Origin of the sequence: Acinetobacter tianfuensis, assembly GCF_003611465.1 — a bacterium.
Lineage (GTDB): Bacteria > Pseudomonadota > Gammaproteobacteria > Pseudomonadales > Moraxellaceae > Acinetobacter > Acinetobacter tianfuensis.
Map to the genome: position 1 here is coordinate 39,042 of NZ_RAXV01000014.1, position 26,255 is coordinate 65,296.

29 protein-coding genes are annotated in these 26,255 nt (G+C 40.9%); 16 read left to right on the top strand and 13 right to left on the bottom strand.

Annotated features, from left to right (window positions below; genetic code table 11):
* Genes fcl through D7V32_RS07865 form a run of 3 tightly spaced genes read left to right on the top strand, consistent with a single transcriptional unit; the run spans position 1 to position 3,139 of the window.
* Positions 1-969: a GDP-L-fucose synthase gene (gene fcl / locus D7V32_RS07855; protein WP_120402335.1), complete on the top strand. Its 969-nt coding sequence runs from the start codon at positions 1-3 to the stop codon at positions 967-969.
* A gap of 14 nt (positions 970-983) precedes the next feature.
* The gene (locus D7V32_RS07860; protein WP_120402336.1) at positions 984-2,408 is read left to right on the top strand and encodes a mannose-1-phosphate guanylyltransferase/mannose-6-phosphate isomerase; all 1,425 of its coding nucleotides are present in this window, start codon (positions 984-986) and stop codon (positions 2,406-2,408) included.
* Positions 2,408-3,139 (top strand): glycosyltransferase family 2 protein, encoded by a 732-nt coding sequence (locus D7V32_RS07865; RefSeq protein WP_120402337.1) that lies wholly within the window; start codon positions 2,408-2,410, stop codon positions 3,137-3,139. The genes D7V32_RS07860 and D7V32_RS07865 overlap by 1 nt, the downstream gene beginning before the upstream one ends.
* On the opposite strand, the gene D7V32_RS07870 is transcribed toward D7V32_RS07865, so the two are convergent.
* Entirely contained in the window at positions 3,122-4,192 is a 1,071-nt protein-coding gene (locus tag D7V32_RS07870) for a glycosyltransferase (protein WP_120402338.1), read from the bottom strand. The two genes, D7V32_RS07865 and D7V32_RS07870, sit on opposite strands and share 18 nt — an antisense overlap.
* Before the next feature lie 4 nt (positions 4,193-4,196).
* Positions 4,197-5,330 carry a glycosyltransferase family 4 protein gene (locus tag D7V32_RS07875; RefSeq protein WP_120402339.1) on the bottom strand — a complete coding sequence of 378 codons (1,134 nt, stop codon included), beginning with the start codon at positions 5,328-5,330 and terminating at the stop codon, positions 4,197-4,199.
* A gap of 198 nt (positions 5,331-5,528) precedes the next feature.
* On the opposite strand from D7V32_RS07875, the gene D7V32_RS07880 reads away from it, so the two are divergent.
* Entirely contained in the window at positions 5,529-5,978 is a 450-nt protein-coding gene (locus D7V32_RS07880; protein WP_120402340.1) for a pilin, read from the top strand.
* Positions 5,979-6,011: 33 nt separating this feature from the next.
* On the opposite strand, the gene bfr is transcribed toward D7V32_RS07880, so the two are convergent.
* The 6 genes from bfr to gmk all read right to left on the bottom strand — a co-directional run bounded on the left by bfr (position 6,012) and on the right by gmk (position 10,802).
* Positions 6,012-6,476 (bottom strand): heteropolymeric bacterioferritin subunit Bfr, encoded by a 465-nt coding sequence (bfr, locus tag D7V32_RS07885; RefSeq protein ID WP_120402375.1) that lies wholly within the window; start codon positions 6,474-6,476, stop codon positions 6,012-6,014.
* Positions 6,477-6,697: 221 nt separating this feature from the next.
* Positions 6,698-6,892, bottom strand: a complete 195-nt coding sequence (locus tag D7V32_RS07890) for a bacterioferritin-associated ferredoxin (protein WP_120402341.1) — start codon at positions 6,890-6,892, stop codon at positions 6,698-6,700.
* Between the two features lie 153 nt (positions 6,893-7,045).
* Positions 7,046-7,429, bottom strand: coding sequence for a RidA family protein (locus tag D7V32_RS07895; protein ID WP_120402342.1), 384 nt, complete (start codon positions 7,427-7,429; stop codon positions 7,046-7,048).
* 68 nt (positions 7,430-7,497) lie between these two features.
* The gene (locus D7V32_RS07900; protein WP_120402343.1) at positions 7,498-9,603 is read right to left on the bottom strand and encodes a RelA/SpoT family protein; all 2,106 of its coding nucleotides are present in this window, start codon (positions 9,601-9,603) and stop codon (positions 7,498-7,500) included.
* 216 nt (positions 9,604-9,819) lie between these two features.
* Positions 9,820-10,101: a DNA-directed RNA polymerase subunit omega gene (gene rpoZ / locus D7V32_RS07905; protein ID WP_120363916.1), complete on the bottom strand. Its 282-nt coding sequence runs from the start codon at positions 10,099-10,101 to the stop codon at positions 9,820-9,822.
* A gap of 77 nt (positions 10,102-10,178) precedes the next feature.
* A complete protein-coding gene (gene gmk / locus D7V32_RS07910; RefSeq protein WP_120402344.1) occupies positions 10,179-10,802 on the bottom strand; it encodes a guanylate kinase in 624 nt (207 codons plus the stop codon).
* A 133-nt stretch (positions 10,803-10,935) separates the two neighbouring features.
* On the opposite strand from gmk, the gene ispH reads away from it, so the two are divergent.
* The 12 genes from ispH (at position 10,936) to rplS (ending at position 21,585) form a co-directional block, all read left to right on the top strand.
* Complete coding sequence (gene ispH / locus D7V32_RS07915; RefSeq protein ID WP_120402345.1) at positions 10,936-11,886, top strand: 4-hydroxy-3-methylbut-2-enyl diphosphate reductase; 951 nt, start codon at positions 10,936-10,938, stop codon at positions 11,884-11,886.
* A 166-nt stretch (positions 11,887-12,052) separates the two neighbouring features.
* Positions 12,053-12,499 (top strand): pilus assembly FimT family protein, encoded by a 447-nt coding sequence (locus D7V32_RS07920; protein WP_120402346.1) that lies wholly within the window; start codon positions 12,053-12,055, stop codon positions 12,497-12,499.
* The gene (gene pilV / locus D7V32_RS07925; RefSeq protein WP_171407609.1) at positions 12,496-13,035 is read left to right on the top strand and encodes a type IV pilus modification protein PilV; all 540 of its coding nucleotides are present in this window, start codon (positions 12,496-12,498) and stop codon (positions 13,033-13,035) included. Before D7V32_RS07920 ends, pilV begins: the two co-directional genes overlap by 4 nt.
* Position 13,036: 1 nt before the next feature.
* A complete protein-coding gene (locus D7V32_RS07930) occupies positions 13,037-13,951 on the top strand; it encodes a PilW family protein (protein ID WP_120402376.1) in 915 nt (304 codons plus the stop codon).
* Positions 13,948-14,814 (top strand): pilus assembly protein PilX, encoded by an 867-nt coding sequence (locus D7V32_RS07935; RefSeq protein WP_120402348.1) that lies wholly within the window; start codon positions 13,948-13,950, stop codon positions 14,812-14,814. Before D7V32_RS07930 ends, D7V32_RS07935 begins: the two co-directional genes overlap by 4 nt.
* A 12-nt stretch (positions 14,815-14,826) precedes the next feature.
* Complete coding sequence (locus D7V32_RS07940; RefSeq protein WP_120402349.1) at positions 14,827-18,393, top strand: pilus assembly protein; 3,567 nt, start codon at positions 14,827-14,829, stop codon at positions 18,391-18,393.
* A gap of 13 nt (positions 18,394-18,406) precedes the next feature.
* Positions 18,407-18,874, top strand: a complete 468-nt coding sequence (locus tag D7V32_RS07945) for a type IV pilin protein (protein WP_120402350.1) — start codon at positions 18,407-18,409, stop codon at positions 18,872-18,874.
* Complete coding sequence (locus tag D7V32_RS07950) at positions 18,859-19,335, top strand: type IV pilin protein (protein WP_120402351.1); 477 nt, start codon at positions 18,859-18,861, stop codon at positions 19,333-19,335. The genes D7V32_RS07945 and D7V32_RS07950 overlap by 16 nt, the downstream gene beginning before the upstream one ends.
* Positions 19,336-19,473: 138 nt before the next feature.
* Positions 19,474-19,731: a 30S ribosomal protein S16 gene (gene rpsP / locus D7V32_RS07955; protein WP_120402352.1), complete on the top strand. Its 258-nt coding sequence runs from the start codon at positions 19,474-19,476 to the stop codon at positions 19,729-19,731.
* Positions 19,732-19,756: 25 nt separating this feature from the next.
* Positions 19,757-20,305 (top strand): ribosome maturation factor RimM, encoded by a 549-nt coding sequence (gene rimM / locus D7V32_RS07960; RefSeq protein WP_120402353.1) that lies wholly within the window; start codon positions 19,757-19,759, stop codon positions 20,303-20,305.
* 27 nt (positions 20,306-20,332) lie between these two features.
* On the top strand, positions 20,333-21,073 hold the full coding sequence (trmD, locus tag D7V32_RS07965) for a tRNA (guanosine(37)-N1)-methyltransferase TrmD (RefSeq protein WP_120402354.1): 741 nt from the start codon (positions 20,333-20,335) through the stop codon (positions 21,071-21,073).
* Positions 21,074-21,213: 140 nt separating this feature from the next.
* Complete coding sequence (gene rplS / locus D7V32_RS07970; RefSeq protein WP_107006919.1) at positions 21,214-21,585, top strand: 50S ribosomal protein L19; 372 nt, start codon at positions 21,214-21,216, stop codon at positions 21,583-21,585.
* Positions 21,586-21,643: 58 nt separating this feature from the next.
* Here rplS and D7V32_RS07975 read toward each other — a convergent pair whose 3' ends face one another.
* The 5 genes from D7V32_RS07975 to D7V32_RS07995 all read right to left on the bottom strand — a co-directional run bounded on the left by D7V32_RS07975 (position 21,644) and on the right by D7V32_RS07995 (position 26,148).
* The gene (locus D7V32_RS07975) at positions 21,644-22,024 is read right to left on the bottom strand and encodes a hypothetical protein (protein WP_120402355.1); all 381 of its coding nucleotides are present in this window, start codon (positions 22,022-22,024) and stop codon (positions 21,644-21,646) included.
* A gap of 104 nt (positions 22,025-22,128) precedes the next feature.
* A complete protein-coding gene (locus tag D7V32_RS07980) occupies positions 22,129-22,443 on the bottom strand; it encodes an esterase/lipase family protein (protein WP_120402356.1) in 315 nt (104 codons plus the stop codon).
* Positions 22,444-22,644: 201 nt separating this feature from the next.
* Positions 22,645-23,613, bottom strand: coding sequence for an esterase/lipase family protein (locus D7V32_RS07985; protein WP_120402357.1), 969 nt, complete (start codon positions 23,611-23,613; stop codon positions 22,645-22,647).
* 184 nt (positions 23,614-23,797) lie between these two features.
* Positions 23,798-24,778, bottom strand: a complete 981-nt coding sequence (locus D7V32_RS07990) for a lipase family alpha/beta hydrolase (RefSeq protein ID WP_407641540.1) — start codon at positions 24,776-24,778, stop codon at positions 23,798-23,800.
* Positions 24,779-25,119: 341 nt separating this feature from the next.
* A complete protein-coding gene (locus D7V32_RS07995; RefSeq protein WP_120402359.1) occupies positions 25,120-26,148 on the bottom strand; it encodes a lipase secretion chaperone in 1,029 nt (342 codons plus the stop codon).
* Between the last annotated feature and the right edge of the window lie 107 nt (positions 26,149-26,255).

The following is a 26,255-nucleotide window of genomic DNA, read 5'->3' on the forward strand; positions in this document are numbered from 1 at the left end:
ATGAATTCGCAGCGTATTTTTGTGGCTGGTTCTAGAGGAATGGTGGGTTCAGCGATCATTCGGCAACTTGAGCAAGATCAAACGTGTGAAATTATAACGACATCAAAGCAGGAGCTGGATTTGTGTAATCAAGCTTCTGTAAATACTTTCTTCAAACAAAATAAAGTAGATCAAATCTACTTAGCAGCAGCAAGAGTTGGTGGTATTGGAGCAAATTCACAATATCCAGCTGATTTTATTTATCAAAATTTAATGATTCAGAATAATATAATACATGCGGCACATTGTAATGATGTGCAAAAATTACTATTTTTAGGGTCTTCATGTATTTATCCTAAATTAGCACAACAACCTATTGCTGAAGCGGCATTATTGACAGGATATTTAGAACCGACTAATGAACCTTATGCAATTGCAAAAATTGCAGGGATCAAGATGTGTGAAAGTTATAATCGGCAATATGGGCGTGATTATAGAAGTGTGATGCCAACAAATTTATATGGCATTCATGATAATTTTCATCCTCAAAATAGTCACGTCGTTCCAGCATTGATACGACGAATTCATGAAGCGAAAGTAGCTAATTTAGATGATGTGGCGATATGGGGCACAGGACTGCCATTACGTGAATTTTTATATGTTGATGATATGGCTGAAGCTTGTGTGCATATTCAAAACCTAGAGTTCAGTGTTTATCAGCAACATATTACACCAATGATGTCTCATATCAATATTGGAACTAATGAAGAAGTCTCAATCTTGCAACTAGCACATGTAATTAAAGATGTTGTAGGTTACAAAGGACAGCTGATTTTTGATTCAACACAACCTGATGGAACTCCACGTAAATTATTAAATAGTCAAAAATTAAATAAATTGGGGTGGAATTTTAAAATCGGACTAAAACAAGGTCTTAAAATCACGTATGATTGGTTTATAGAAAATGAAAATCAATTAAGACAAGTCTGATTTGGGGAAAGAGGATGATTGTTCCTGTGATTTTGGCGGGAGGTTCTGGTACACGTTTATGGCCATTATCTCGTAGTAGTTATCCAAAACAATTCTTAAGATTATTAAATGAGCATTCTTTGTTGCAAAATACAATTCTAAGACTAAGGAACTTAGATTTACCTTTTGCAGCTCCGATGATTATTTGTGGAGAAGAACACCGCTTTATCGTTGCTGAACAATTAAGAGAGATCGATATTCATAACGCAGACATTATTCTGGAACCAATCGGAAGAAATACAGCGCCAGCAATAACACTCGCTGCATTGCATGCTCAAAAAAAATATCAACAACAAAATGTTCGCTTATTTATCCTTTCCGCTGATCATGAAATACAAAATCATGAAGCATTTAAATTCAGTATTGAGCAAGCTTATAATTATTTGAATATTGCACCTGTTGTAATATTTGGGATTAAACCAATCTACCCCGAAACAGGTTATGGCTATATAAAATATAGTAAGTCTTTAGATTCGGAATCTATATATTATGTAGATGATTTTGTGGAAAAGCCTGATCTCGAAACCGCAAAAGAATATTTAAGCGTTGGACATTATGCGTGGAATAGCGGTATGTTCATGTTTGATCTTATTGAGTTTTTAAGATTGATAGATCAATATGCAAGCGATATTAAAAAAGCATGTATAAATGCTTATGTACAAGCGAAAGCTGATTTGGATTTTATTCGTATAGGCATAAATGAATTTAAACAATGTGCTGATATTTCAATTGACTATGCATTAATTGAGAAGGTGGATCATTTGATTATGGTTCAACTAGATGCAGGTTGGAGTGATATTGGATCTTGGTCAGCACTTTGGGATATTCAAGAAAAAGATGTCAATCAGAATGTCATTAAAGGTGATGTTATCCAGTTACAGAGTCAAAATAATTTAGTCTATGCACATGATAAATTGGTCAGTCTTCTCGGTGTTAATAACTTGATTATCGTGGAAACAAAAGATGCAATATTGATTGCGAATCAAGGTTATGTACAGCATGTTAAAGATATCGTACAAATTTTAAAGGATAATAAAAGAACTGAAATGACAATCCACTGTGAAGCTTTTAGGCCGTGGGGAAAATACGAATGTATAGATGTGGGAACTCGTTATCAAGTGAAACGAATAACCGTAAATAAAGGCCAAAAGTTATCTTTACAGTTACACCATCATCGCGCAGAACATTGGATTGTTGTGAAGGGGACTGCTAAAGTGCGAAAAGGCGAGAATACTTTTTTATTAAGTGAAAATGAATCAACATATATTTCTATTGGCGAAATTCACTCTTTAGAAAATCCTGGTCGTATTCCTCTGGAATTGATTGAAATACAGACAGGTTCGTACTTGAGCGAAGATGATATTCATCGTTTTGAAGATTTATATGGACGTGTTCAGTAATGTTGGGAAATAATAAATATAAAATTAGTGTAATTACTGCTGCTTATAATGCTGAATCGTGTATACAAAATTTGATAGAGAGCCTCAGAGCCCAAAAAGATAAAGATTTTGAATGGGTTGTGGTTGATGGGGCTTCCACAGATCGAACATTGGAAATCTTAAAGAGTATAACCGATCTAAATATCAAAATTATTTCTGAGCCGGATTTTGGAATTTATGATGCCTTGAATAAAGGTATTAAGGCTTGTTCAGGTGAATATTATTTAGTTGCTGGGGCTGATGATGTTTTTTATGAAAATGCTATTCAAGATTATAAAAGTGGGATAGGTCATTCTGTTGATATTATTACGGGTATAGTTCATAAAAATGGTCATTTAGTTCATGTGAGGAAGGGAGGGGCATGGTTGTTTGATCAGTGTGCTTATATTACATGTCATTCTCTTGGTGCATTAATAAAAAGAAATTTGCATTTTGAATATGGATTTTATTCTAGAAAATTTCCTATTGCTGCAGATCAATTGTTTATAATGCAGTGTTGTGAAAATGGTGCTAAAACTATTCAGTTGGACTCTGTTGTCGGGGAGTTTGGTACAAGTGGTGTGAGCAGTGAAGATGTGATTGGCACATGTACCGAAAAGTTTAGAGTTCAGCTATTGCTTGGAAAGAATAAGTGGATTCAATTTATCTTATTTGTATTGAAAATATTGAAGCGCTTACTCCTCCTTAAATAGCATTGTATATAATTGCCGATTAATCGAAATCCAAGTACGGTCATCTTTTGCTATGAAGTAATGTGGATTTTTAAGTTGGTGCAGTATTGCTTGTGCAAAGCTATCGGGATCAGAGCATTCTGATAGTATTGATATGTCATTTTTACTTAAGTTAAAGTTTGAAGAAAAATTAGTACTATTTGTACTTACAATGGGAATTTGAAGTGCTAGATACTCAGCAATTTTACATGATGATCCATGATCCATTAATGATGATTTTCTATACGGAAGTGCGAGCAAGTCACAGCATGACATTGCTGTAGAGACTGTATTGAAAGGAATATTGCCTAAGTAATGAATAAACGCATCATCTAGATTTAAATCTAATCTTTTTGTACCACCAATTAGTATTTTTAAGTCGATACCTATTTTTCGCACTAATTTTGTGGCTTGAATTAGGTCATCAATTCCTCTTTCAATTTCCATACTGCCAAAGTAGCCTATATATAAATCGCCATTTTTTAAATTAAAGGTTTGTCGTGCTAGACTTTTATCTTTTGGATGGAAAAGGTTTTCATCTATTCCATTTGGTACAAAAAATGTTTTTTTGCATATATCCTTGGTATCATTTAATAATTTTAAACTTGGGAAAAGGCACATATCTGATTTTTTAAGTAGTAATTGATATAAGTTGATTCCAAATAAATTTCGATATCCTGAAAAAGTATCATATTTATCATATACATCAAAAATAAACTTTGAACGAGTAATTTTGGATAAAATGAGACTTAATAAGCCAATATAGCAGTCACCGCTCGCAATAATTAACTTTGGTCTTTTAAATATCATTTTAAATATCATATAAAGAAACATTAAGCTAAAGACAGGTGTAGTGGTAATTTCTAATTGTTGATCACTTGATCTGTTTATATTTCGAGTGTGGTAGTCAATAAGCCAAAGATGGGTCGTCTTTTTTTGGGATATATAGTGAGGAATTTGATATATGCGACCAAATTTTTCATTATAAGCATCACGATTTGTGTAAAATCTTTTACCAATAAATAGTACGTCCATTCTTTTAATTTAAGACCTTTTTAAATTTTTCAGCTAAATTATGCCATGCAAATTTTTTGGCAAAATTTTTACATGGTTCTGTTTGAATTATAGATGGATTATTTAATATTTGAATGGCGCAAGCCGTGAATTCAGGATAATTTTGGCTTCTAATTAGAAAACCGCTCTCTTGATTTTTAATCGCATCAATGATTCCTCCTGTAGCAAATGCTATGGTTGGTAGACCATATGATGCAGCTTCAATAGCAACCATGCCAAATCCTTCGGGATCATTTGGGATGTGCTTTACGGGAAATACATGTATTGTAGCCATGTAATAAAACTGAATCAGAGTTTCTTCATCTACAGCTCCAGTAAAAATAATATGTTGATCAATATTTATCTTCTTGGCAGCTTTTAGTAGGTCTTCTTTATTTTGGAACTTATTGTTTAATGCATTATTGGCTGTATCGCCAATAATTAAAAGAATGGTATTCGGAGACACTTGGACTATTTGCGGTAAGCAGTTTTGAATAAATTCCAGTAGTCCTTTTCTTTCGGTAAGTCGCCCAACAGAAAGTAGGATTTTTTTGTTATGGAGGCTAAATTTATCTTTTAATTTCTTGGTGAGATCTTCATTTTTTTCTTTTGGTGGGAAATTGACACCTGGATGGATGATGGAGATTTTTGAGTCTTTTATTCCTTTATTTAATGCTAATTGTTTTGTAGGGGTGCTATTGCAGATAATGGAATCTGCTGAGCGAATAAAAGGAATCCAAATTTTTTGATATGCATGGCTATTATTGCTTATGTCTAGACCATGAAGATAAATAATACTTTTTTTTCTAAAAACCTTTGCCCAAAAAACGACAATTGGTGCGGTTAAGCCACTTCCAGCAAAAATCACATCCGGTTTTTGTGATAAACAAATAAAGAATGCTTTAAAAAAAGCAAAGATTAAAAAAATAGGTAATGGATTGAGTGCAACGCCATAAAATTTACATTGGGTGGGTGCTTGTTTTTTAGCTTCAATATGACTTAATAAAAGAACTTCATTTTGTTGGCTCAACTCATCTGCTATATGCCAGTTTAATCTTTCCATACCGCCAATAAGTGGCGGTAGGTTTCGAGTAATCATTAAAATTTTTTTTGTGGTCATTTTAAATAAACTAAAAAAGCTGTAGATCCGATTGTATATAATTCTTGGCGTTAAAAAAGTGATATAGTTTGTTATATTAAGACAAAAAATGACATATATCAAAATAAAACAAAAATAAGCTTTTGATTTTTATTTAAAAAAATATTTGGCATGATTTTTGATGGAAAATTATATGATCTGATAGTTTAGGAAATTAAAATGCAAAGAGGCTTTACATTAATTGAACTCATGATTGTAGTTGCAATTATTGGCGTTTTGGCGGCCATAGCAATCCCTGCCTATCAAAATTACACAACACGTGCGCACGTTTCCGAAGCTCTAAGTATGGCTAGCGCATATAAAAGTGATTTAATTACAGTTTATGGTGATACGGGAGCTTGTCCAACATCTTTGGTTGAAATGGGTGTTGTATCTACGGGATTAATCAATTCTAAATACGTACAAAGTATCGGCTTAAATACAACATATCCTAGTGCATTATGTGCTTTTGAGTTTACTTTCAATAGTTCAGGAATGAATGCAGGCGTTGCTGGTAAAAAACTCATTTTTGCAATGATGGATTATGCTGGCAATGGATCAGCACGCTGGGAGTGCGCATCTGCAGAGATTAGGCAGCTATACTTACCCAGTGTATGTAAAGGAATTTAATAAAAAGCCCGCAACTTGCGGGCTTTAAAACATTTAAATCTGACTCTGAATATAATTTTCAACACCGACATTTTCAACAAGATCGAGTTGAGTGGTTGCCCAATCCAGCCACTCTTCTTCTTTCTCTAAAATTTCTTGAACCAAGTCGCGGGTCACATAATCCATTTGAGTTTCAGCTAAAGCAACTGCTTTTTGAATCGCTTCAATATTTTCCTGTACTTTACGTACATCACAGTTCAGCATTTCGACAGTATGCTGGCCAATATAAAGCTTACCTAGGTGCTGTAAATTCGGCAGGCCTTCTAGGAATAGAATGCGTTCAATAATTTTATCGGCATGCTTCATTTGGCGGATGGATTCTTTATATTCCGCAGAACCCAGCTGTTCAATCCCCCAATCATTAAACATGCGTGAATGTAAAAAATATTGGTTAATCGCTGTTAAATGATGGTATAGCACCTGATTCAGTTGATTAATCACGTCACGATTGCCTTTCATTGCACTTGCTCCATCAAATAAATTTGCCGCATGCATTGCCGGCTAAAAACAGAATATAAAAATATATTAAACAAGAACGTGGCTTTAGGCGAGTAATTTATTGAACAGCAAATGAAAATCGCAATCAAATACAATCGGGACTTAAAAATAAACCCGCCTAGAGTCATGGCGGGGAAGGAGGAATAATCTTTCGATTACTGATTTATTATTTTGATTATGTGTTATGCCGCTATTGCTAACCGAGAGGCAATAAGAGCGACTTCTTCGCTGATAATGGCGCGGGCTTCTGGCGCACAGCGGCCGCAGCATGTGCCTAGGTCAAGCAAATCGCGCACTTCACGATAGCTTTCTGCACCATTGGCGATAGCGTCTTTAATATCTTGATCTGTAATACCGCGGCACAAGCAAACGTACATTGATACAATCACAGGAATAAATAAGATAAGTGATATTATTGATAATTGTTATCGTTTGTCAATTAAAATCATTTAATTATTTGATGAATGTTGATTGAGTTTTTGAATAAAAAAAGACCGCTTTATTGGCGGTCTCTTATGTTTTAATCTATTTTATTGATTAATAATAACAATTCCGTCCATTTCAACTAAAGCGCCTTTAGGCAGTGCTGCAACGCCTAGCGCAGCTCGAGCTGGGTAAGGCTGAGCAAAGTATTCGCCCATAATCTGGTTGACCAGCTGAAAGTGTGAAAGGTCAGTCATGAAGATGTTTAATTTGGCGATATCTGCCAATGAGCCGCCAGCTGCTTCGCAAACTGCTTTTAAATTATCAAAAACACGGCGGATTTGAGCTTCAATGCCTTCAACCAATTCCATGCTGTAAGGATCTAAGCCAATTTGGCCAGACAAGTACAGGGTATTGCCGGCTAAAATTGCTTGAGAGTATGTGCCAATAGCAGCAGGCGCATTTTCAGTATGGATTACTTGGCGGGACATCATTTTCTCCTTATACGGTGTTCTTGATAGGTGTGCTGTAAATCCCAAAGGATTCTACCGCACAGCTGTTAGCTTGCCTTTGATGCCTCAGTGACGTTTAAAGGCTGTGCTAAGCGCGAAATACGCGGGAAACCTAAAAGCATGCGCAGATCACGGATAATCTGGGCAATTTGCTTACGGTTATGCACGACGATATTCACATAGGTTTTGCCTTCGTGGGTGCGGACTGATTCTACACCTACTTTTTGTTTACGGCACTGGTAAATGACTTCTGAAAGCTGTTCATCAGAAATACTCATGTCAATGCATAAGTAGGCGCTGAAACTGATGTCTTCAATTTCTTCTTGGTTCCATTGAAGCGGCATAATATTTTCAGGGTGCAAATGCTGCTCATGCAGTAAATTGTGACAGCGTGAGTGGTGAACAATCAGACCGCGGCGTGATAAATGGCCTTGAATCTGATCGCCGAGCACAGGGTTGCAGCAGTGTGCATATTTTACATCAATGCCTTCTGTGCCTTGAATTAGACGGTCAGAGTTATTTTTAGCATGTACACTGTCTTGCGCAAATAAATGATTTGCGACCAGCTGAGGCAATAAATCTCCAACTGCAATTTGTTCAAAAAGGGTGTTTTGATCTGGAATATGGCGCCATTGCAGAATATCTTGCCAGTCGTCTTCAGTTAAGTCATTTACAGAGAGATTAAACAGGCGCAATGCGCGATTTAAGGCTTGCTGGCCGACAAGCCGCTGTTCATCAATATCCTGTTCGCGCAGAATATTTTGCAGAGCGCGGCGTGCTTTTTGCGTATTCACGAAGCTGAGCCAGTCGGGGTTTGGCGTTGCCAGTACGTCGGTAATCACTTCGACAACTTGACCGCTCATCAGCGGGGTCGAAAGCGGTTTAGTTTCACCATTTACTTTGGCGCCTACAGCGTGGTTGCCTAAAAATAGGCTGGCTGAGTAGGCAAAGTCGACTGCAGTTGCGCCTTGAGGCAGCTCATGCAAATGTCCATGCGGTGTATAAACCCAAATTTTTTCTTGATGAAGATAATCCAGCAGCTCGCTGAACGTTGTTTTTGCGCACTCTCCGCCAACTAACACATTCAGATTCTGCATGGATGCCTGAATAGCCGAACGGCAAGCTTGCGGCGCATTTTCGCCCAAGACTACGCCAAAGCGCGCAGCTTTACGCATCAGCTCGGTTTGAATGGTTACAGACAGTGTGGTTTTTTCGCCTTTTAGGCGCATCATTAAGGATTGATTGCCGCCAGGCAGCGGGCGGCGGATATGGTCTTCAAAATGCAGCACTTGGAAACTGCTGCGCAAAATATCTGCAATGCGGTCGCAGTCGGCAATACTTTGCAGAATAATTTCAAATGCGTGGCTATGGGTGAGTTCCTGCAGGTCAATGTCATTTTTAACAAAGTGGCGCAGCAGCTCAATATTATTATTTTTCTTTTTAATCCGCCCGGGAATTTGATGTTCTTGAAGCAGCGCCGCTAAGTTATTTTCCCACTTAGCTTGATATTCGCATCGTTTGGATTTGGTTTCAGCCAAGGCTTCCTGAACATTGTTATACATGTCTAAATCTAGATTTTGATAACAGAGGTGCTCAAGATTGTCAGCCATTTCATTCATGCCGACCAAGCGCGCCATAGGCACAAAAATTTCAAAAGTTTCGTTAGCAATGCGGGCGCGTTTATCAGGGCGCAGCGCCTCTAATGTGGTCATATTATGATAGCGGTCAGCCAGTTTAATAATAATGACACGCGGGTCTTGTAAGGTGGCTTGCAGAATTTTTCGGAAAGAGGCCGCTTTATTGTATTCTTTATCGCTGGACTGGCTGAGCTTCGTGACGCCATCGACCAGCTCGGCCACAGTTTTGCTGAATTTTTCACTGATATCTTCTTTGCTAAAGTCTGTATCTTCAATGACATCATGTAAAAGGGCAGCCATTAACGTTTCTGCGTCTAAGCGCATATGCGCCAAAATACAGCTGACTGCGATAGGGTGCAGGATATAGGGTTCTCCGCTTTTACGGGTAATGCCGTCGTGGGCGGTATCGGCATAGTCACAAGCTTCGAGCACACGAACGACCTCACTTTCCGGAAGATAAGCGTCGATAATGATTTTAAGCTGCTGCTTGGCTTGACTGACCTCTGGGCCTGGCATAGAACACCTTTTACTGCTGAATTTTCAAATGAAACGGGTAATCTTCTAATGAAATGCATATTGCATGGCTTGTCAATTTATTCATGCAAAAAAGACAAAAAAATTAGAAGCAGATAAGAATTTCTTAACTTAAGTTATAACGTGAATTGCGCCAAGATTAAAGTGCAAACAATAAAAAAGCCTAGTGAAACACTAGGCTTTTTATATCAAATTTGATTATTGGAAGGAGAAGCCATCCAAGTTCAAATTATTTGCAGAAAGAGCAAGGTCAAGGCTAGACGTTTGGTAGTCTTGATCACGCTGCTTCAGAATCTCTTTTGATACGTGGCCTTCCGCAATTTCGCGCAAAGCAACAACTGTCGGCTTGTCATTGTCCCACTCAACAGTAGGTTCAATGCCTTGACGTGCCAATTGACGCGCGCGTTTGCTTGCCACTAGTACAAGCTCAAAGCGGTTGTCTACATGGTCTAAACAATCTTCAACGGTTACGCGTGCCATAAGAATTCTCGTTTGAATATTAAATTTTAAACAGACTGCGAAGTATAAGGCGCTTTGCTTGTAGACTCAAGTTTTAATCACAGCGGCTTAGGTGTAATTAATTTTTGAATCAGTTCTTGATGGCGGTTCGCCTGCTGAGAAAGCACTAAGCGATTGGCAATAATCACTGCTTCCAAGTCATGCAGCGCTTTATTGAAGTCATCATTAATAATGATATAGTCAAAATTGCTGTATTGCTGCATGTCTTCAACAGCACAGCTTAAGCGGTGTTCAATGACTTCTACAGTGTCTGTGCCGCGGTTGGATAGGCGCTGGCGCAAATCAAACTGGCTAGGCGGAAGAATAAAGATTTGTTTTGATTCAGGAAAAAGCTTGCGAACCTGCTCTGCGCCTTGCCAGTCAATTTCTAACAATACGTCATGGCCTTTTGCTAACTGTTCTTTTACGGTTTGCTGAGCTGTGCCGTAATAGTTGCCAAAAACTTCAGCGTACTCAATAAAACCGCCTTGATTAATCAGCGCAAGAAAATCTTCTTTTTGAGTAAAATGGTAGTGTACGCCGTTTAATTCGCCGGGACGTTGACCGCGAGTCGTGTGCGAAACAGAAACATGTAAGTTATTTACACGCTCAAGCAGGGCTTTAACGAGGGATGTTTTGCCTGTTCCAGACGCAGCAGAAACGACAAACAAGAGACCCGACATGATATTTTTCCTGATATGATAAAATATCTTCTCTATTTTAGAGTAGACGCGGTTCAAACAAAATAGTTAAGTTTGGTTTTGTTTAAAATTTTCCGTTTTAATTGTATCCATCAATACGAACATCGAGGGTTCTATGGAAATTGTATTGGCTAATCCACGTGGTTTTTGTGCAGGCGTAGACCGTGCCATTGCGATTGTAAATCGTGCTCTAGAGGTGTTTAATCCGCCGATTTATGTTCGCCATGAAGTCGTGCATAACAAGTTTGTGGTGGATGATTTGCGTCAGCGCGGTGCTGTTTTTGTGGAAGAGCTGGATGAAGTTCCAGACGGCAATATTGTGATTTTCAGTGCGCACGGCGTATCTAAGGCTGTACAGCAGGAAGCGGAACGCCGCGGTTTAAAAGTTTTTGATGCAACTTGCCCGCTTGTGACGAAAGTGCATATTGAAGTCACAAAATATGCGCGTGAAGGTGTGGAAGCGATTTTGATTGGTCATGAAGGTCATCCGGAAGTCGAAGGGACTATGGGGCAGTATGATACCAAGCAGGGCGGCGCAATCTACTTGGTAGAAGATGAGCAGGATGTTGCCCAATTGGAAATTAAAGATCCTGAGCGTGTTGCCTTTGTGACGCAAACAACATTATCTATTGATGACACAGCGAAGGTCATAGATGCTTTGCGCGTGAAATTTCCGCAAATTCAGGGTCCGCGTAAGGATGATATTTGCTATGCCACGCAAAACCGTCAGGATGCGGTGCGTGATTTGGCTGCTCAGTGTGATGTTGTTTTGGTTGTGGGTTCGCCGAACTCATCAAATTCGAACCGTTTGCGTGAGCTGGCGGAGCGCATGGGCAAGCATGCTTATTTGGTCGATAATGCCGATGAACTCAAGCAAGATTGGTTTGCGCCTGATGCAAAAATTGGGGTAACGGCTGGCGCATCTGCGCCTGAAATTTTAATTAAGCAAGTACTGCAGCGTTTGCAGGATTGGGGTGCGGTTGCACCGCAAGAACTCGCAGGCCGTGAAGAAAATATTACCTTTAGTTTGCCAAAAGAGTTGCGTATTCCTGTAACTCAAGCATAAAGTGCCTATTGTTTAACATTTTGATATATTTATAAAAATTGACAGATCATTGCTTTTTGGCAATGATCTGTTTTTTTATACCTTTTATCTCTATTTGTATTCGTTTTGTCGGTGAAACGGATATTATTTTAAATAGGGCAGTGTTTTAAGAGTTGTAGGGGGGCGCATGTATAAAAGCAAGGGGTTCACACTCATTGAACTTATGATCACGGTTGTCGTGCTGGCAGTTATTGCAACGATGGCGGTGCCTTCTTTTAATGCGATTAATGCGAATCAAAATCTGAAAAAAAGTACCAATACTCTTGTGCAGGAGATTAAGGCAGCACGGACTAAAGCGATTTTAGAGAAAAGGGTAATCACTTTGAATCTGGCTTCGTCGTCTTCTAATACGGCAACAGAAATGTATTGGACTCCAGACGGAACAGTGGTTTTGAAAACGCCTGCAAACAATAAGCTGAAGTTTAATGGCAGCGGTGTGATGACCAGTGCATTTTCTGAGATTGTGCTCTGCAAGACATCGGGTGCAACCACTGCTAAGCCAACAACAGCCAAAAAAATCACTTTAACGAAATTTGGTCAAATTGAAAAAATAGAAGATGGGGGTTGTCCATGAGCACAAGATCATCTCAAAAGGGTGTGGGTATGATGGAAGTCTTGATTGCCTTGGTTGTTTTGGCCATTGGTGTATTGGGTTATGTCATGCTGCAAGTTCGTGCTATGGAGGCAACTGCCGAGGGAACACAGCGTATTCAGGCAATTAATATTGCTCGTGATCTGGCGGAGCGGGTAAGGGTAAATCGAAGTGGCTGGACATTTGCAGCTTCGCCTAAATCCTATTTTACAGAATTTTCAACGACAGCGCTTCAGGCTGATAGAACGAAAGATTGTGCAGCATTAACAGCAGAATGTTCCGCTTCTGAGTTGGCTGATTATGACGTCAATGAGCTTTATAACTATTCATTGCAATATGGCATGAATTTGGGGATGGCCGAATGCCCAGGAAATACTGCAGCAAACAATAAACGTTATTGCATATTTGTCGCTTGGGGAGATACGGTAGCATCCAATAGCTCAACAGATACAAATTCTTGTGTGAACGGTAATGCTTATAGAACAAGCTCCACATGCGTAATGATGGAGGTTTATTGATATGAAAAAGCAAACCGGATTTACTCTGATTGAGCTGATGATTTCGATTGGCTTGGGTTTAATTATTGTTGCTTCAGCACTGCTATTATTTCTGAGTGGGCAACGTAACGTTGCTGTGCAAAAAAGCGCTGCTGATCTGCAGGATGATCAGAACTTTGGTTTGAACTACATTGCAAAAAATATTAGACAAGCGAATTTAAATAGTCCTTCAGCAAGTTTGAGCAGTACGTCTAATTTGTCTGGTATCGTCTTTAGTTCAGCAAATATCAGTGACAAAGTCACATTGGATCCTAACTTCGCAACGAAATTTGTAACGGCAAATCTTGGTGCCAGCAATATGCAAATCAAAAATGGAATCAGCTATGCAGATGCTGTGAATGATCAATTGGTGATTCAATATAAGCCAATCGAAACAGGCGGTTATGATTGTTCAGGCAGATTAATTGATCGTACCGATATTTATATTTTAGAGCGTTATTTTATACGCACAGATGCGAATGGCGGTGGTGCTGATGCAGAGCGTTCCGCTTTAGCTTGCGCATCTAGCCGATATGCAGCGGATTTAACTACGGCAACAGCTTTGGAGTCAACATCGACATCGGGCTTGTATGGCAGCGGTGAAATTATTATGAAGCGCGTTGATTTATTTCGTGTGCGTTTTTTGGTGGATGGCAAGCGTTATATGACTGTCGCGCAATATAACGCGAGTACAGCTAAACCGCGTATTTTAGCTGTACAGTTAGGAATTATTGCCCGTGCGCCAGATAAGAGCAGTGAGCGTTCGATTTCGACAGCTCAAGAGTTTACTTTATTCGGGCAAACCTTTACGCAAAAAACAGATTTTCCAAACCGCTATCTTAGAGTGCCAATTATGCAGACTGTTGCTTTAAGAAATGCGCTGGGAGACCGCTCATGAGAAAAAACCAAGTTGGAGCAACTTTAATTATTGTATTGCTGTTATTGGTTGCGATTACGCTAATAGGCAGTTTGGCAATTCGTTCGAGTGTGCTTTCGTTAAAAGTATCTACGATGAGTCAGGCGCAGCAGCTGCTGCTTCAGAACTCAGATGCTGCATTATTTAAGATTGAAGACCCTGACCAGTTATTAAAAAACATGGCGCTGAACGGTATGTTTGGCTATATCAAAGGTGAGGATAATGTGGGTAAAGAGCTGGTTTTTTGTTTCAAATCTGGGAATACGGACTTTTTTAGCCTTTCTAAGTCAAGCTTGATTAGCTGGAATGGCTCTTCTGTTGCCAATGATGGTTTGGGCAGTACTGGTTTTTGTAAAATGGAAAGCGGTTTTTTTACATCTGGACGCAGTGCTGTGATAACGCAAATAGTGGTTAAAGCAATGGATGCAAAAGATGCAGTTGCTTTCCAGCATATGCAGAAAGGTACAGACCCTGAATCTTCAAAAAAAGATCCAGCGCAAATGTATACCATTTATGCGACTTCAATTTTTCCAAATTTAAGTTCAAATGATGTCATGAGTGACAGTGAACTAAAAGCTGCAGTAAATACATGTTTTAACTCACGGTTTAATAGTATTCCTTCTAGTAAGCAAAGTGAGCTGGATGTGGATATTGCAAGTGAAGATACAAAAATTAATGACCCAGCGACTTCGGCAGGCGATAAGGCGGCGAGTGAGGCAAAGAAAGCAGGTTTGCAGTTGGCTAAAGTGACGGTTTCAGCTTGTTTGGCGAACCTAGGTGTACCAACACATACACAAGTTGCTAATTATGCTTTGACGCAAACATTAAGCAAGCCAGCCCCTTAAGGAGATACAGAAATGAATACTAAAAAATATAAACAGGGTTTGGTAACTAGCTTAACAGCCCTCTCAACTGCAATGTTATGTCAAACTGCAACGACTTATGCCAGTGATATTGAGATTTATAAAGCGCCGACTACTGGTGGGGCTTCATTGATGATGGTGCTGGATGTGTCAGGTTCTATGTCTGGCTCTGGTCCTATTAAAAAAGATTTTGGAATGGATTGTGATGATACAGAATATCGAGAGGTATCAACAACTTTTAATCGTACAATTTATAAGTTTAATGGAACGTATTGCTCAGTTAATGCTAATAATAAGGGTGAGCCTAATATAAGTAATGCTACGAATAAGGCCAATATAATAAAATCATGCGAGCCAGAACAAAATAAATCGGGTAAAGTTACTCAATTTTGGTGTCCTGATCGTTTAACTTCATTAAAAAAGAGCTTATTTACATTATTGAATAGTTCTAATGAGTCGGAGCGTTTAAAAGATACAACGATAGTGGGCATCACGCAATTTCCGAAAACAGGTGTTTTATTTGCACCGGCTGTGATGAATGATACTAATCGAGCGGCTTTATTAGATATTGTTCAGAATATCCCTATATCTAATAAAGCATTTTTAAAGGATTCGGGTACGCCGCTGGCTGCTGGTTATAGTGTAGGTATTACAGGGCTTCTTAAATCCACATCTTCTAGTGAGACTGCGTGTGCTGGTTTTGGAACATATTTATTAACTGATGGCGCGCCAAATGAAACCTCAGATAGTGTAAGTTCTGCTGCAACAAGAACGAATATAATTTTATCAGGTACTTCTATTTCATGTAGTGGTAAAAATGATAGTTGGGATTGTATTCAAAAAGGAGCATCTAAACTTATTGAGAAAGCAGTCAATAAGAGGCTTGGTGCAGCACTTGCTTCTCAGCAAGGACTTGAAATCAAAACAGCAGTGGTTGGGTTTGGTAAAGATTTTAGTTTTACAGATAAAAATGACAGTTCTCAGACTGTTCCATATGTTGCTGAAAACTTATTAACCTACAATAACGCGTGGCTAGAAGGAAAGTTTAAGGGGAATGCTTTGGATGCCTCTCAGGCGGCAGTCGCTGGTAAAGGCGGTTGGTATAGCGCTGCGAATACAGCTGATATTGTTGAAAGTGTAACGAACTTCGTAAATTCAATCAAAGTTCCAATTCCAGCAATTACCACTGGAACGTCTGCTATTCCGCAAGATGTACTGAATACCTCAGTCATTCAGCCTTATTCTTATTTCCCGCAGTTTGAGCCAAGACCTTCTGAAGACTTTCGCGCTTGGACAGGCAACTTAAAAAAATACAATGTGTCTGGCGGTCTATTAATAGATAAAAGTAATACTGCTTTATTTAGCAGTGCAGGAGTGTTGAATAAGACCAATGAAGACCTTTGGACACCAAATTATGCAACGGGCACAACTTTAACTGCAGAACAGCAGGGCTTAAAAGCATTAGGCGGTTTGCTCAGCCGTTTAAATTTGAAAAAAACCGGTTCAACCTTAAACCGTAAAGTATTTACCAGCAATGGAACAACTCCTATTACTGTGGATGAGACTTATATTAAAACTGCCCCTAAAACTCTTGGTTATTATTTAGGTCTTTTGGGCTATAAGATCACAGAAGCACAGGTATCAGCTTTAAATAACTCTAACCCTGCTGGAGTAGATACACTACTAAACTTACCAGAGGTCTCTGCAACGGAATTGCGTCAAATTGGCGCGGTGATGCACTCTACGCCAGTGCTGTTAACACAATCAGGTAAAATTGTCAACTCGACTACGGGAAATGACACCACGAATCGTGATGACTATGTGTTATTTGGTACGACGCAGGGTGTACTGCATGTAGTGAAAGCTGGTAAGTCAGATGAGATAACGACGGTTGGAAATACAGCTGGGCAGGAAGTCTTTGCATTTGTGCCGCAAGAAATGCTGGCAGCTCAAGGGAAAGCATTTTTAGATCCGCCGCAAACCGTTGTAGAGGGCGGCACCTCAAATGGTATGAATAATTTGTACTATGGTGTTGATGGCGCTTGGACAGCACATACAGAATATGTTTATAACAGCACTGCAGATCAGTTCAAAGTCTATGACACCCCATCTAAATATGGCAAGCAATGGGTGTATGGCGGTTTGCGTATGGGCGGGCGCAGTTATTATGCTTTAGATTTAACAAAAATGGCTGAGGCAACAGATAATCAGCCTAGAATTAAATTCCGTATTAACCCTGTAACAAGCAGTGTGGATGGTTTTGCAACCCCGTCGAGTACAGCTGAATCAGCACGTTATGCGAACTTGGCAAAAATGGGACAGAGTTGGTCGAAACCAACCATTGCTAATGTGCAGTGGAAAGGCAAGCGCCGTTTAGTGATGCTTGTTGGCGGCGGTTATGACCCAGGCTATGAAACCTTTAATTATAATCAAGATTCAGTAGCACAAAATACTGCGACTGGTACTGGTGCGGGCATCGGAGCAGGCGTTTATATGTTTGATGCCAATACTGGTGAATTTTTATGGTCTAGCTATGATGCTGTGAAAACACCTGCAGTAGCAGGAAAAACACTCATTGGTGATGGTGATCACCTAAAATACAGTGTAGTCAGTCAAATTAAAGGGGTTGACCGCGATGGTGATGGCGATGTCGATCATTTGTATTTTGGTGATTTGGGCGGACAAGTATTCCGTATCGATTTGGACGGTGCGCATAATGCGAGCGGCACGGCAGCGAATTATGCCAAACAAATTACTCGCATTTATAATGGGCATGTAGCCAATGGTGTGAGTCCGCGTTTTTATGAAATGCCAGCCTTTACCGTGTACCAAGGAACAGGTGGATTATTTGCTGTGATCAGTATAGGTTCAGGAAACCGCAGTACGCCATTGCTGGGTAAAAAAGTGAATACTGGTTATATTGTAGCTGGTGAAACCGATGCACTAAATACAACATTAACAAATGATGCAATTTATAATATTTATGACAAGGTCGTAACCGATGCTAATCCCGCGGCAGTGACATTGCCTACGAGTCCGATACAGTCTGATTTGTATGAGCTAACCAGTGCAAATCGTGAACTAAACGCTACAACGGCAGGCACACCGCCTGCAAATTTGGCTGCCAATAAAGAGAATTCAAATTATAAAGGATGGTACTACTCTTTTGTATCGCCTAATTTAGCATCTAATGATACTCGTAGAGCAATTGAAAAAGTTCAGGGTGATTTGATTGCTATTGATAATGACCTTTATGTCAGTACCTTTGATGCAGAGGGCGTGGGGACAACTGAATCATGCGGTGCAGGGATCTATGGAAACAGCCGCGCGCACCGTTTCTGCATGCCGTATGGCCAATGTCTAAATGGTGATACTGTTGCAAACAATACGCTGGTATTAGGCAAGGGGCTTTTAGGCATTACTATGGGGCCAGGTGCGAATGGAGCTGACCGCCGTATTATTGCGCCACTAGGAAGTTTGCCGAACGGGAATAAAATTACTGGCATCACATATGGTGCAGCCAATAAATTGATTCCGCAAAGCTGGTATGAGAAAAATTAAGGATGCAGTGTAAATGATCATCAAAATGAAAGGATTTACACTTGTAGAGATGATGGTTGTTGTGATGGTGGTTGCCATTATGGCAGCCATTGTCCTGCCGTCTTATCAAAGCTATGTCAGAAAATCTGAAGAAAATAGCGCGCAGCAAGAAATCCAGAAAATCATGCGGGATTTAGAGCATCAGAAATCTAGGCAGTTTAACTATTTGGGTTACGCGCTTCCCGCCGATCCGCTTTATTTACCGCTAGGTGCTACTGCGACAACAGCTAAATATACTATAGAAGTTAAAGATGGTAGTGGGGTGGCTTTGAGCGCTACTGGAGCAACGGGTAAGAATTGGATTATTCGTGCATTGTCGTCTGATGGCCGTCGCTATAGTTTTTTAATTGATAGTAAAGGGTTGAGCTGTAAAAATAAAACGGCTGCAAATATAAGCTTCACGACTTGCGGCACTGGGGGGGAAGCATGGAAATTGCAGTAAAAAAAAGCGGTTTTACTTTGGTTGAACTAATTATTGTTGTGGCTATTTTAGGCATTATTGCTGCATTTGCTATACCTGCATATAAAAGCTATGTGCAAAAAACAAAAAGAGCTGAGGTGCAGGCGGAGCTGGCGGAAATTGCGGGGCAGCTGCAGCGTTTTAAAATAGCGAATTATACTTATGTGCAATCTGTATCAGGTACAACAATTACGCCAATTAATTTGACTCGTTTAGGATACTCAAGTGCAACACCAAATTCTCAAAATGGGTTGTATCAATATGCTTTATCTTTTAATGCCGCAGCAACAAGCTGGACGCTCACAGCATCACCAATTTCATCAGGCATGCAAAAAGGCAATGGCGGCTTAACTTTGACTTCTGCTGGGCAGCAATGCTGGTATAAAGGAAAAGATAGCTTCAATGCATCTACGGACACATGCTTGGGCTGGAATGAAAGATAAATTCAAAGCTGCGGATAAGTGAATATTAATCTTTCCCTTTGAATGAATTTAACGTAAAATATCGCCCTCTATGAAAGGGGTTTGAAATGTATCGATGGTCGGTACAGGGATAATCCGTAAAAACTATAAGGTTGTATCATGGTAGTTATTCGTCTTGCACGCGGTGGTGCTAAAAAACGTCCGTTCTATCAAATCATTGTGACTGATAGCCGTAATGCACGTGACGGTCGTTTCATCGAACGTATTGGTTTCTTTAACCCTACAGCTCAAGGTAAAGCAGAAAAAGTTCGTTTAGATGCTGACCGTTTTGCTCACTGGGTTGCACAAGGTGCTCAACCTTCTGATCGCGTTGCTTCTTTAGCTGCTCAAGCTAAAAAAGCTGCAGCTGCTGTATAATTTTAAATTAGATAGCAGGTAGCCCATGACGCCAACACAGAATGTGCCCGAAGATCGTATTCAGATTGGACAGCTGCGTTCAGCATATGGATTAAATGGGTGGCTCTGGGTCTATTCCAATACAGAACCCATGAGCAACATCTTTGACTACCTGCCTTGGTATATTGAAACCAAAGCAGGCTGGCAAACAGCAGATGTAAAACGCTGGAAACCGCATGGCAAAGGCCTGGTTGTCGCGCTGAAGGGGGTTTTAGACCGCACTGCAGCAGATAACTTGGTTGGCGCAAATGTTTGGATTTCAAAATCGCAACTGCCTCAAGCAGGCGTGGATGAGTATTACTGGTCAGATTTGAAAGGCTTAACAGTGTTAGGCTTGGGTGAAGATGAGCAGGAAATTAATCTCGGTCAAATTCACGAACTGTTTGAGACGGGTGCCAATGACGTGATGGTAGTTCGCGCTACTGTTGCAAGCGTTGATGGCGAAGAGCGTATGATTCCATGGCATAAAGATGTGGTGCAGCGGGTTGATTTGGAAGCTGGTCGTATCTACGTGAATTGGGGCGTGGATTACTGATTATTTTTGGAAATACGGGAGTCTGCGATGTTTTTTGCAGTCATTACGCTTTTTCCTGAAATGTTTGAAGCGATTACAGCCTACGGTATCAGCGGGCGCGCAGCAAAAAACAGTATTGTGCAAGTTCATTGCATCAATCCCCGTGAGTTTGCTGAGGGCAACTACAAAAGAGTGGATGAACGTCCATTCGGTGGCGGTCCAGGTATGGTGATGATGGCTGAGCCTTTGGCAAAAGCAATTCACCGTGCTAAAGAGCTTGCACAGCAAGCAGGTGCAGTCAACGTTCCTGTGGTGTATATGTCTCCGCAAGGAAAAACCTTGCATGAAACTGCAGTACAGCAATTTGTCGAATATGACGGATTGATTGTACTTTGCGGACGTTATGAAGGTGTCGATGAGCGCCTAATCCAGAAATATGTTGATCAGGAATGGTCCATAGGGGATTATGTGCTGTCTGGCGGTGAACTGCCTGCGATGGTTTTATTGGACAGTATTATTCGGAGGCTTCCGGGTGCAATGTCTGATGAGCAGTCACATGTGCAAGACTCATTTGTGGATGGTCTTTTAGATTGCCCGCAATATACAAAGCCTGATCATTTTGAAGGTTTGGATGTGCCCGAAATATTGAAATCAGGGCATCATGCAAATATTGAAAAATGGCGTTTTTTGCAGCGTTATCAGCGTACACTTGAACGTCGGCCTGAATTGGTTGAACACGTGGAGTTGAGCAAACAGCAAAAAAAATGGCTAAAAGATTTCAAGATTTAAGTTTTTAAATCTTATTACTAGGCTCTTTATGCATTGAAGCGGTCAAGCATAAAGGGAAAGTCAATCGGGTCTATGCGCCTTAGCCTCTAGCCCCAGTGGAATTCAGACCTCTTCTGGCCCACACAAATTGGAGATACCCCATGAGCGGTAAACATCCTTTAGTACAAGCTGTTGAAAATGCACAGCTTAAACAAGACATCCCTGCTTTTGCTCCGGGCGATACAGTAATCGTTCAAGTTAAAGTAAAAGAAGGTGATCGTGAGCGTCTTCAAGCATTTGAAGGTGTTGTAATTGCTAAGAAAAACCGTGGCTTGAACTCTGCGTTCACAGTACGTAAAATTTCTAGCGGTGTTGGTGTTGAGCGTGTTTTCCAAACTCACTCTCCAATCGTTGCTGGTATCGAAGTGAAACGCCGCGGTGACGTTCGTCGTGCTAAACTTTACTACCTACGCGAATTGTCTGGTAAAGCTGCACGTATTCGTGAAAAATTGCCAGCTCGTAAAGCAAAATAATTTGTTTTACATCGCTGTAAAAAAATGCGCCTTTGGCGCATTTTTTTATGTCTGAGCTTTAAAGTCCCTGCATTTTTAAATGGTTGGCGTGTTCACGGTAAACCTGCACTGAGTCTGCTGAAAATAAGCCTTTTAATCCGAGTAAACGGTTAACTTCATCTAAGCGGTTCCATTGGTAAGTGTCACGAATAACTTTACCGAAGCGTGAAGAGCAGCGTCCTGCAACACCATCACCAGCAAGAACTGAGGATGCCAGCATGCTATAGCTGCTTGGATCCAGTATGGTGTTGCAGGGTGAGTTACCCATAAATGAAGAATAATAGGTGCTATTTACTTGATAAGCGCCTTCACCGCAGCTGTCCGTTGGAACGCCATTTGGGAAGTGTTGGTTAAATGCTAAAGATTTCGTTGTGCCTAAGGCTTGCAGGACCGCTTTCACATCAGAAGGGCAGAGGGGCGGGTTTTGGCCAGATGCAAATGTAATGGCTGGTGAAACTAAGTTGTCAAAGATTGTCCGTGCAGGCTTTTCTAAAACACTGTCGACTAAAACGCCTTCAAGAATGTCAGCAATTTTAGCGCATAGACTGCCCTCCGATGGCTGTGGCCAATCAGGTTGACTTTATCTTTGCCTGTATAGGCGATGATGGTTTGAACTTGCTGCAGCCGCTGTTCACCGCGCAGTTCGCTTGAGTTCATGGCAGACATTTGGCTGGTCCAGATATCTGCTCCATTTCGCGCTAAATCTGGGGGGATTTGATAGAAGTAATCAATACCGGCTGCGCTGCCGAAACCGAATAGGCCATGAGCTAAAACGATAGGATATTTGGTTTGCGCATAGGTGGAGCGCTGATAGCTCATTTTTTCCCGTACAGCAAGGTCTTTGATATGCTGAGCCGCATACTATTTTTCCTCAAATTTATTTTTTTAACGAATCCTTCGTCATCAAGCAGTATAGAAAGGAAGTAGTAAAAAACATTAATTTTGTGATGTTCGTCACAAAGTTCCGATGAGATGCAGCTTTAACCCTAGATTAAAACTGCATCAAAAATTGAATACTGTTTATAAGCCTTGAAGTTTCAGGCGATTAGCATGCTGGCGATATACATCAACAGGGTCTGGAGCAAACAAAGCTTTTAAGCCAAGGACTTGGTTGACTTCGTCTAGGTGGTTCCAGTTGTAGTTGTCGCGGATTGTTTTACCGAACTTTGCACTGCAGCGCGATACAAGGCCGTCATTTTCTTTACCGCCATCAATTAGCAGCGCTGTCACTTTTAGTGCAGAATCTAAATCCAGCAGATTGGTCACTTGGCCTATGCCTGTAAATGAATAGTTATAGATCCCTTTTTCTTGATAAGCGCCTTCACCGCATGCAGTTGTCGGCATACCTAGAGGGAACTGGGCATTGTATTTAGCGGAGCCTGCCAAGGTGAGGCTATTGCCTCCAGCCAAAGCATCATGCGGGAAGCTGTTTGGGTTCAGCCCTTGTGCCCAAGTAATGGCTTTGGAGACTAAATTTACAGCGCCAACTAAGGGCGCTTCAACTGCACTCCCTTCTGCTTTTAAAATCAGGTTTGCTACAGGTGAGCCTTTATTCGGTCCAGCTACACTGGTCAGTGAAGCAACGATATCTGGACGTACACCAGCGACATAGCGGATTGTCGGGCCGCCATGCGAGTGTCCGATTAGGTTGACTTTAGGAGCGCCTGTCATGGCCCGAATTTCTAAGACTTGCTGCAGCAGCTGTTCACCGCGGACTTCAGTTGAGTTTAATGGGGAAACGCGTGTTGCCCAAGCATTCGCGCCATTACGCGCTAAGTCAGGAAGAATTTGATACCAGTAATCTAGGCCAAAGCTGTCTGTTCCTATACGAATAAAACCAGCCATGCCGTGATTAAAAACAATAGGATATTTTGTTTTGGCATAACTGGAAGTCACTTTGCTTGCTGTGACTTGTGTGGCTTGAGATGCCATTGCAGGAGTGATAGAGAGCAAAGAGCACAGACAGCCTGCCAAGAGTCCATATTTCATGATGTATTCCTTCATTGTTTTATTTTTAATGCTGACAATTGTTATTGTCACAACTATCAAAGCAAGCTAAGACAGTATTTGCAACTGTTGCTGGATGGAGGGGAAGCAGAGTTGTAACAATTTTTATAGTGGATAAATCACATTATAAAAAAGCCCGAAAGATAATATTTCGGGCTTTTAATACTTATAGTCCTTGAAGTTTTAAACGGTTCGCATGCTGGCGGTACATCGCTGCAGGATCTGGCGCAAATAAGCCTGTTAAGCCGAACATCATATTTGCAAGGTCTGTATGGTTGAGTTTGTAGTCATCTTTAATCACTTTGCCGATGAATGCGCTGCAGCGTGCAACCATGCCGTCATTATCTTTATTGCCATAAGATAATGGACCGAGCTGCATCAGGATGCTGTCGATATCAAGAATGTTGGTTGTTTGCGCTACACCCGTCCATGAGTAATATTGAATCCCATTGCGGTCCACGGTTTTTAGGTTTTTACTGCAGTTTTCAGCAGATGCCAATACGCCGTCGGCAACCGCATTCTTCGCCACGCTTGCATTGAACTGTGCAGAACCTGTCTGTGACAGCGACTTCATGGATGAATCAAAGTCGATTTCGAGCTCAGGTTTCAATTGGCCAAGCGCAATAAGAGGGCCAACAAGATAGTCGCCTAAAATATTGAAAGCAGTGCGGGACAGCTTATTGCCTTGAATGTCATCTGCGACTTTAGAACCGTGGTAAGTACCTGCAACACCTGTAATGGATGCAATGTATTGCGGTTTAGTTTGCGCCGCATAGAGGACGGTTGGACCGCCATGAGAGTGGCCAATTAAGTTTACTTTGCTGTTGCCGGTAATGGCCAGAACATCTTCCACTTGCGTGATCAGCTGTTCACCGCGGTGCGCCGTGGTATTGGCTGGCGAAAGCTGCGCTGCAAATACACTTGAACCATTTCGCGCCATATCTGGAAGAATTTGGTACCAGTAGTCTAGACCAATAGTATTTGTTCCAATTTTTGACCAGCCTAACCAGCCATGCACCATTAAAATAGGATATTTGGTTTTTGCATAGCTTGATTTAGCTGTTTCTTTTACTTGTAAAACACTTGGCGCAGCCTGCGCTGTGCACGATAAACCAATCGCTAGGCCAGCAGCAGCGGTCAAGGACATCAGTTTGACTTGGGTTTTGAACGGCTTCATTTATATTCCTTAGTATTGTTTTTATCGCTTTTTTTAGTTTTGCATTGATTAGCCTCAGCCCATCTGAATTATTCATATTTATAAAAACTGCATTAAAAAGTGCGAAGTGCAAGCTGAGGAGAATGCGTATTCATTTTTTCATGCCCAGTGGTTTATGCCATGTCATTTGAGGACATGGCGTGTGCTGTGATGCCATTTCTGCAGCCAAATGCGTCAAAAGATGTCTTAAAATGATAATTACAAATAGGGCCATGCAGCCCTATTTTGCAGTATTGGAAAGTTAGATTGCTGTTCAATAACGCAATAGGTGCCTAATCACTGAATGGCAGCTTTTGGCCTTGGTCATGCAATGTTTCAAAGGTCTGCAGCCGCAGCTGGTCTTCTTTTGCCTGAAAGTGCTGATTGCGCAGCTGCTGTATAGCCTGCTGTTTTGCACTGTCGCTCATGCCGCTTTTTATGATGCTGTCGCGCTCAGCTAAATAGCCCGTTACATCTGCTTTCCAGTCTGCGCGCTGCGTATCCAGCACTTCTAAACGCTGTGTCGCTTCAGGGCCAACAAGGCTCATGCGCATAGCGCGGATTTCTTCAGCTGAACCGCCCCGCGCTTTAATGTCTGCAGTCAGTTTGCGTAAGTCTTCGAGTTTATTGATTTGCTCTAAGTTCTCTTTCCAGTCTTCAGGCAGCTCATCAAACAGCGCTTTCAGTTTTTTCGCTTTTTCAGCTTCAGTCAGGTTTTTATTGTGAATGACATCCATGCGGTTCAGCGTATAAACATGATAGGTATTTTCAGTGCCGAATAGGCCTTCAATTTCATAGTCAGAGAAGAACTCTTTACGCAGATTTTGTGTACTGTTGAATATGTCACGGTAGTAGCGCGGGTCTTCATTGCTGCCGCTTGGCGGCTGCAGCTGGCCTAAGCGGCTGCGGTAATCGATATAGCGTTTCCATAAATCCAGCACTTGAGACAGTGCAGGCTCTGTATGGGTGCTGCTGATATAGGTTTTAAAGTCGGCCTGAATCTGTTCCAGCTTTTTTTCACCGAATTGGGTAATAAAGTATTCAAAGCAGTTGCGGGTCTGTTCGTTTACTACCAAGCGGTTTGTGCTGTCCATGGTCATTTGACAGTTAATTTGCGTGTCTTGCTGGCTCTTGCTCATAAAGCCTGCGCCAGAACCGTCGGCATTTGCCAGCTGTGCTTCTGATCCGCCTGCATCTGCTGCAGAGACCATGCTTTTCTGAGTGGTTTCAGCGGCTTCATTTTTTGGCGACAGCCAGAAAACTAAGCCAATTATTGCGATAATAAGTGCGCCGATGATGATCCATAACCTATTTTTTTGCATATCTAAAAGAGCCTTATTTCCCTATTTTATTTGTTTTTGATCATTTTGTTTGCTCAGAATATGCCATAAAAGCCGTATAAAATCACAGAAATGTTGTAAAGATTGGG